This is a genomic window from Caballeronia sp. dw_276 (assembly GCF_018449635.1).
Taxonomy (GTDB): Bacteria; Pseudomonadota; Gammaproteobacteria; order Burkholderiales; family Burkholderiaceae; genus Caballeronia.
Genome location: NZ_JAAVUV010000026.1, coordinates 1 through 8043, shown reverse-complemented (window position 1 = coordinate 8043; position 8043 = coordinate 1). Strand labels below are relative to the sequence as shown.

The 8043-nt window shown below is 64.4% G+C and carries 2 protein-coding genes; both read right to left on the bottom strand.

The window, feature by feature from the left end; all coding sequences use genetic code 11:
* On the bottom strand, positions 1-1428 hold a 1428-nt coding region (locus tag HB633_RS30345), incomplete at its 3' end, for a condensation domain-containing protein (protein WP_255581295.1).
* A complete protein-coding gene (locus HB633_RS30340; protein ID WP_346730392.1) occupies positions 1425-8030 on the bottom strand; it encodes an amino acid adenylation domain-containing protein in 6606 nt (2201 codons plus the stop codon). The genes HB633_RS30345 and HB633_RS30340, both read right to left, overlap by 4 nt.
* Positions 8031-8043 lie beyond the last annotated feature (13 nt).

Genomic DNA, 8043 nt, shown 5'->3' with positions numbered 1-8043 from the left:
GGTTGCGTCGAACAGATCCACGTCGTAACCGAAGTGACCGACCAGCGTGTCGCCGTGCTCCTCGATGTTGAGTTCCAGATCGAATTTCGCGGTGCGGTTTTCGCCGGCCAGCGGTTCGAGCGTCAGCCCGGGCAACGCCAGCGATTCCGAAGGCGCATTCTGCAACGCAAAGGTCACCTGAAACAGCGGGGTGTAGCTGAGCTGCCGCTGCGGGCGCAACTCTTCCACCAGTTGCTCGAACGGCACGTCCTGATGCGCGTAGGCAGCTAGCGCCTTGCGCCGCACCTGTTCGAGCAGCGCCTCGAAGCTCGCTTTCCCATCGACCTGGGTACGCAGCGTCAGCGTGTTCACAAAGAACCCGATGAGCGGTTCGAGTTCGGTACGCGTGCGGTTCGCGATCGGAATGCCGATGCTGACGTCCTGCTGCGCCGCATGGCGTGACAGCAGGACGTTGAATGCGGCCGCCAGCACCATGAAAAGGGTTGCCCGCTGCCGACGGCCGAGCGCATTCAATCCAGCTGTCAGCTCCGGCTCGATAACGAAGCCGAACGTATCGCCGCGGGAGCGCCGCACCGTCGGCCTCGGCCGATCGGTCGGCAGCGTCAGCAACGACGGTGCGCCGCCCAGTTGCTGTTTCCAGTAGGCAAGCTGCCGGTGCAACACGTCGCCCCGCAGCCACTGACGTTGCCAGTGCGCGTAATCGGCGTACTGAATGGCCAGCGGCGCCAGCGGCGACGGCCGCCCATCGCGAAACGCTGTGTACAAGGCGGCGACCTCGTCTATCAGCACGCCCATCGACCAGCCGTCCGATACGATGTGATGCAACGTCAGCAGCACGATGTGCGCATCGCTATCCAGCCGGACAAGGCAGGCACGCACGAGCGGACCCGTCGACAGATCGAACGGCATCTGCTCTTCCTGCTCGGCAAGCGCGCGCGCCCGCGCATCGCGTTCGGCGGGCGCCATGCCGGACAGGTCGACCAGCGTCAGCTTCAGTTCGGAATCCCGACCTATCACCTGCACCGGCACATCGTCGACCACGTCGAAACGCGTGCGCAGCGACTCGTGTCGCCGGACGACCTCGTTCAGCGTGCAGGCCAGCGCGTGACGGTCGAGCTCGCCGTTCAGCCGCACGGCGGTGGGCACGTTGTAGGTCGCGGCGTGCGGATCCATCTGATGCAGAAACCAGAGCCGCTGCTGTGCAAACGACAGCGGTGCGGACGGACCGGGCGGCCGCGGCGTCAGCTCGTCCCGCGTCGCATCCGTCGAGGCGAGGTGACCGATGATCTCCTGCTTGTGTTCCTTCAGCAAGGCGAGCAGTTCGGGCGTCGCGAAGCCTTGGGGAGCCTGAAATCTGAGCTTGCCGTCAACCACACTCAGCTCGATCCGGTTTTCCTTCAAAAGGCTGACCAGGTCGATGGCATTCATAGTTCAACCTCTTCCCAATTGGTAGTTTCTGTTTTCACGTTCTTCGCGAATTCCATCAAGGTCGACGCCTCAAACAGCGCCAGCAGCGGCACGTCGATCCGGAACTGCGTGCGCACTCGCGAGATCACGCGGGTGGCCATCAGCGAGTGACCGCCGAGGTCGAAAAAATTGTCGTTACGGCCAACCCGGACGATCCCGAGGATCTCGGCCCAGATCGCGGCGAGTGCCTGTTCGGCCTCGGTGACGGGCGCGACGTAGGGCACGCCGTTCGTGCCCAGATCGACCAGCGACTTGCTGCGAGGGGAAGCCGCGCCGCGTAGCCGGGCCGGTGGGCGAACCCGGCTCAGCAACTCGACGCTGCCGTCCTGCAGCGCGCGCGCCCGCTCTGCGGCGCAATACATCCGGTCGCCCGGAGCCCCGGACGGATCCGGCACGAAGCGCTCGGCGGTGGCTTCGGCACGCGTCAGGTAGCCGCGCGCGAGCGTGGCACCGGCAACGTATAACTGCCCCACGACGCCCACCGGGACCGGGTTCAGATGCGCATCCAACAGATAGAAACGGGTGTTCGTGACCGGTCTGCCGATCACGATCTGCTGCTCGCGGGTGACCTCGCCCAGCGCACACCAGTTACCGGTCTCGGGCGGACCAAATAGATGCAGGATCGCCGGCGTATGGGCGAGAAGACGTTTGGCCACCTGACCGAACGACGCGTCACCGGCGCACAGCACCTTCAGTGTGCGATCCGACAGGGGCCATCCGTAGTCGAGCAACCTCTGCCAGGCGGACGGCGTCGCATGCAATGCCGCAATGGCGTGTCGCGGGATCAGTTGTGATAGTTGCTCCGGCGACGACGACGCCGCGTCGCTTGCGAGCACGAGCGGCCGACCGGTCGCCATCAGCATGCAGGATTGCGGGCTGACGGCATCCAGCAAGAGCAGGGCGTCGCCGGTTTCGATGCCGAGCGTTGCCCTTGTAAGCGCTGCGAGCTGGCTGCCGAGCGTACGGTGATCGATGCCGACGCCATCGGGACGAATCGCGAAACCCGGCCTGTAGGTCACATAGGCCAGATGCTGCGGCAGCGTCTGACTGTGCGGGTTCGTGACGGGGGCCTGGTGCAGTTGCGCTCCGTCGCGCTCGAAGCTGAAGATCACGGCATCGCCTGTTTCAAGCTGATCCGGCAGCGATGCGTGCGTGATCAGCACGGCGGGCGTTGTTTCGGCCAGCATGAATGACAGGCGTTCCTGCATGTCTGACGGGTCAAGCGGGACGCAGGCGCCACCCGCTTTCAGCACTGCGAGCAGGCCCACCACGATCTCCAGCGAGCGTCCCAGGTAGAGTCCCACCCGTACGTCAGGGCCGATACCGAGTTGGCGCAGGTGATGCGCCAGGCGGTTTGAACGTGCGTTCAGTTCGCCATAGCTCAGTTGCGCGTCTTCATACACGAGTGCCACGTTATCCGGCGTGCGCCGTGCCTGCTCCTCGAACGATCCGTGCAGCGTCTGCTCATGCGCATACGCAATCTCCGTGTCATTCCATGGCACGCCCCTCTGCGCGCGCTCATCCGCCGACAGCATCGGCAGTTCGCCCACCCGGGCCGTGGCATCCGCCACGATCCCGTCCAGCAGATGCACGAAATGCGCGCTCATCCGCTCGATGGTCTCTGCCGCGAACAGGTCGGCGTCGTATTCCAGCGTCGCAAACAGCTGCGTACCTTGTTCCCTTACGGTCAACGTTAGGTCGAACTTCGCCGGCGCGTCGTCGTGCTGTTGCAGCGGCCGCAGGCTGAGCCCAGGCAGCGACAGTTCGTCGAGCGGCGCGTTCTGCAGCGCCAGCATCACCTGGAACAGCGGTGAATGACCCATGCTGCGAGAGGGCTGCAGCACTTCGACAAGCTGCTCGAACGGCACGTCCTGATGCGCATACGCACTGAGCGTCGTTTCCTTTACCTGCTGCAGCAATTGCAAAAACGGTTGCCGTGTATCCACCTGCGTTCGCAACACCAGCGTATTTGCAAAGAAGCCGATCAGGTTTTCCAATCCCGCATGTCTGCGGTTCGCTATCGGGGTGCCGATGCAGATGTCGTCCTGATTCGCGTAGCGCGCCAAGAGGACGTTGAATGCAGCTGTCAGCACCATGAATAGCGTGCCTTGTTCCCGACGTGCAAGGGCGTTGAGTCCCGTCGTGGTGTGCTCGTCTACCGTGAACGCGACCGTCGAGCCATGCTGGCCCCGTACGGCCGGACGTGAATGGTCAAGCGGCAGCGTCAGCAGTGACGGGGCGCCGGAGAGCTGTTGCGTCCAGTACTGCAACTGCCGGTCGAGTGTGTCGCCAGCCAGCCACGTGCGCTGCCAGTGTGCGAAGTCGGCGTACTGCACGCCCAGCGGTGTCAGGGGCGAGGGCTCGCCGCGCACGAAGGCGCCGTACAGCGCGGCCACTTCCTGCACCAGCACACCCGTCGACCAGCCGTCCGATACGATGTGATGAACCGTCAGATACACGACATGTTCGTCTTCCCCGACATGCAGCAGTCCTGCCCGGATGAGCGGCCCCGTCGACAGATCGAACGCACGCAATGCTTCCTGCCGCAGCAGCCGCCCGACTTCCTTGTCGCGAGCAGGCGCATCGGGTGCTTCGATACTCACGCGTTGCAGTGCAGGCAGCAACTCCGCCACCACCACTTGTACCGGCGTGCCGTCCACTTCCACGAAATGGGTGCGCAACGCTTCGTGCCGACGCACCACCTCGTTCAGTGTCTTCTCCAGCGCCGCGATATCGAGCCGCCCCACCAGCCGGATCGCCGCCGGGATGTTGTAGAGCGCGCTGCCCGGCTCCAGCTGGTCGAGGAACCACAGCCGCTGCTGCGCAAACGACAGCGCCAGCGGCGCGCCATGCCTTGCAACCGGCTCGATTGCCGGCAGCGTCGTATGCGCGCCTTCGCGCTGAAGGTCTTCGATGTTTTGCGCGAGTGCATCCAGAACCGGCGTCTCGAACAGCGTGCGCAACTCCAGTTCGACGCCGTGCACCGCCCGTATCTGCGACGCCAACTGCGTGGCAAGCAGCGAGTGGCCGCCCAGCTCGAAGAAGCTGTCCCATCGTCCAATTCGCTCCAGCGGCAACTTCAGCACCTGCGCCCAGATTTGAGCGAGCGACTGCTGCGTTGCCCCGGCCGGCGCTTCGTGCTCTTCGGCACTCGCCTCCTCACCCGGCGCCGGCAGCGCCTGCCGGTCCAGCTTGCCGTTCGGCAGTTGCGGCAATCGCTCCAGCGCCATCAGATAGCCCGGCACCATATACCCCGGCAGCCGCTGAACCAGCCACGCGCGTATTGCCTGCACCGACACCGGCTCGTACAGCACGTAGTACCCCACCAGCTGCACCTCGCTGGTCGCATCCGCCCGACCGCTCACCACGCACTGACGCACGTGTTCGTGCGCAGCCAGCACGCTCTCCACGTGCCGCAGGTCGATCCGCTGACCGCGCACCTTCACATCCAGATCTGCGCGCCCCATCACATCGACGCGGCCGTCCGCGAGCCGTCGCCCAATGTCGCCCGTGCGGAACAGCCAGCTCCCTGGTGCCCCGTACGGATTCGCCACGCGCCGCTGCGCATCGAGTTCGGGCCGGCCCCAGTATTGTCCGGCCTCGCCTTCGACGTGGATCTCGCCGGCTAGGCCCTGCGGCTGTTCCCGCCCCGCGGCGTCGAGCACATAGACGCGCAGGTTGCCCACCGGACGTCCCGCCGGCACCACCGCCCCATCCGAGTCCTGATCCCCCGGCATGCAGTAGGTGATGTCGTTCAGCTCGGTACAACCGTAGTTGTTGTATAAGCGCGCGGCTGGCAGCGCCGCCTCGACACGTAGGCGCAACGCCTGCGTCAGCGGCTCGCCCGCGGTGATCACATGGCGCAGGCTACTCAGGCGTGATGCGTGTTCCAGCAGTGCCGACAGGTGTGAAGGCACCAAGTTCAGCCGTGTGATACGCGCTCGCTCCAGCTCCTGTGCGAAGCGGGCCACGTCACGCACGACGGGATCGCTGAATACGACCTGCGGTAGCCCCATCAACAGCCCGGCGAGCATCTCCTTTATTGACACCACAAATGGTGTCGGTGTCTTTTGTGCGACCACTTCGTGTGCGTCGAACGGGATCTGCTGCCAGAGAGAGGCCAAGACGTTCAACAGCTGACCATGTGGAACCGCTACGCCCTTGGGACGACCTGTCGAGCCCGAGGTGTAAGCAATGTAGGCGAGGTCGCGAGGCGCGGCGTGATAAGCCGAAACCTGCGGGATGTCTTGGTTCCTCAATACCGTACCGAGTTCCAACACCTCGCACTCGTTATCGAGCCAGTCGAGTCGTGTAGCATCGTCAGTCAGCAGCAGTGTCGGCGCTGCGTCCTCTACTATGTGGCGTACGTAAGCGGGCGGATAAGACGGCTCCAGCCCCACATATACGCCCCCCGCCATCCAGATTCCCAGCAGTGCAGTGACGAAATCCACTCCGCGAGGCGCAAGCACACCGATCCGTGCACCCGGTTGCGCGGTCTCGTCCACGCCGACACCCCGCGTGTGCAGCGCATGCGCAATCTGCCGCGCATGCGAATCCAGCTCCTGATACGTCAACGCACGTCCGTCTTCGCGGCATGCAATCTCATGTGGCCGGATCTTCACTTGTTGCGAGAACAGTTCACACACACTTCGCGTATCGAACTTACGATGCGTATGGTTCCACTGCGTCAGGCGTTCGCGCTCGGCTTCCGTTTGCGCGATCAGCATTTGCACATTCATCGAAGCATCGCTGACGAGCCGTCCCAGCAGCACCTCCAGCGTGTCCAGCAACTGCTTGACCCGCCCCTCCTCCAAACGCGAAGAGTCGTACTCCGCCACGACCTCCATCCCGTTGACGTCACCGTAGTACTGGAGATCGAGGTCGCAGCGGGCCGTCCACACCGCCGTCACGCTCGTTGGCTGCGCCCGTACGCCGCCCGCCCACGTCTGCGCATCCGCTTCCGGAAAATTCTGATGTCTCAGCATCACCGGCAGCAGCGCATCGCCGCCCTGCCCGCCTCGCTCCGGCAGCGCCGCAAGCAATTGCTCGAACGGCAGTCCGTCGTGTGACAGTCCCTCCAGCACCTGATGGCGCACCCGCGCGAGCAGCGCCTCACCTGAGTCCTCATCCGATACACCGATGCGCAGCGGCACAATGTTGATGAAGAAACCGATCAGGGCTTCGGTCGCTAGTTCGCCGCGCCCGGCCACCGTCGTACCGATACACAGGTCGGTTGCCCGCGTGTGTCGGTACAGCAGCAGCGCGAGAGCCGCAAGCAGCACCATGAATGCGCTCATCTGCCGCTCGCCGCTGAACTGCATCAGTCGTTCGGCCAACTGTGCAGGCATGATGCGCGTTAGCGTACGCGCCTCGCCGTGTGGAGCCAGGCGTGTACCCGGTGCACCCAGCACGTTCACCGGCTGCTGATAGCTCGCCAGCGTCTGCAACCAGTAGCTCAGATCCGCCGACTGGTCTTTGCCGCGCTGCCACTGTGCGTAGTCAGCATACTGGACTTGTAGCGGCGCAAGCTGCGCCGCGCGTTGTTCCAGGCGTGCCGCGTACAGCATCTGAAGATCGCGCACCAGTATGCCCATCGACCAGCCGTCCATCACGATGTGATGTAGCGTCAGTCCGATCACGTGATGTTCGGGTGCCAGCCGCAACGCCAAACCGCGCAATAGCGGCCCCACCGACAGGTCGAAGCCTTCCGTTGCATGCGCTCGCAGCAGGTGCGCCACCTCGTCGGCCCGCGCGTCGCGCACCCGCAGCGGCAGTGCCAGTTGCGTCTCGATCGCCTGATAAGGCAGTCCTGTTTTCGCCGACACTGCGAAGCGCGTGCGCAGAATCTCGTGACGCTGGATCAATTCATCCAGTGCACCTTGCAGCGCCTCCAGCGACAGTGGCCCATGCAGCGCCAGCGCACCGTCCATGTTGTACGCACTGCCGAGGCCTGCTTGCTGTAATAGCCACAGACGCTCCTGCGCGTACGACAGCGGGAATTCCCGGCCGTCACGCGGCAGCGAAGTCAGTTCCTGCGGCGCGAACCCGTATGCTTGCGACCCATCGATGTGAGCAGCCAGTTGATTCAGCACTGGCGCGTCGAACAGACTGCGCAGACTGATCTCGCGACCGAGCTGGCGACCGATGCGCGCCCTGACCTGCGAGGCTAGCAGCGAATGACCACCCAGCTCGAAGAAGTTGTCGCCGGCGCCGACGCGCTCAACGTGCAGCACCTCCGACCAGATCGAGGCCAGTGCGCGTTCGGTGTCGGTGCCCGGTTCCAGGTAGGTCTGTTCGTTGCCGCCCCGTTCGGGGGCCGGGAGCGCGCGGCGATCAAGCTTGCCGTTCGGGGTCAGCGGTAAGCTGTCCAAGACGACGTAGTGCGACGGCACCATGTAGTCCGGCAGTGTCTCGCCCAGTGATGCCCGTATCAGGGTTGCATCGGTTACGGAAGCGGCAAGCGTTGCATGCGTCGCCGGCCTCGCCGACATCACCACGTAAGCCACAAGTCTCAGATCCGCGCCAGCGACATCGTCGCGCGCCAGCACCGCGGCTTCTTTCACCCCTGGCAGCCCG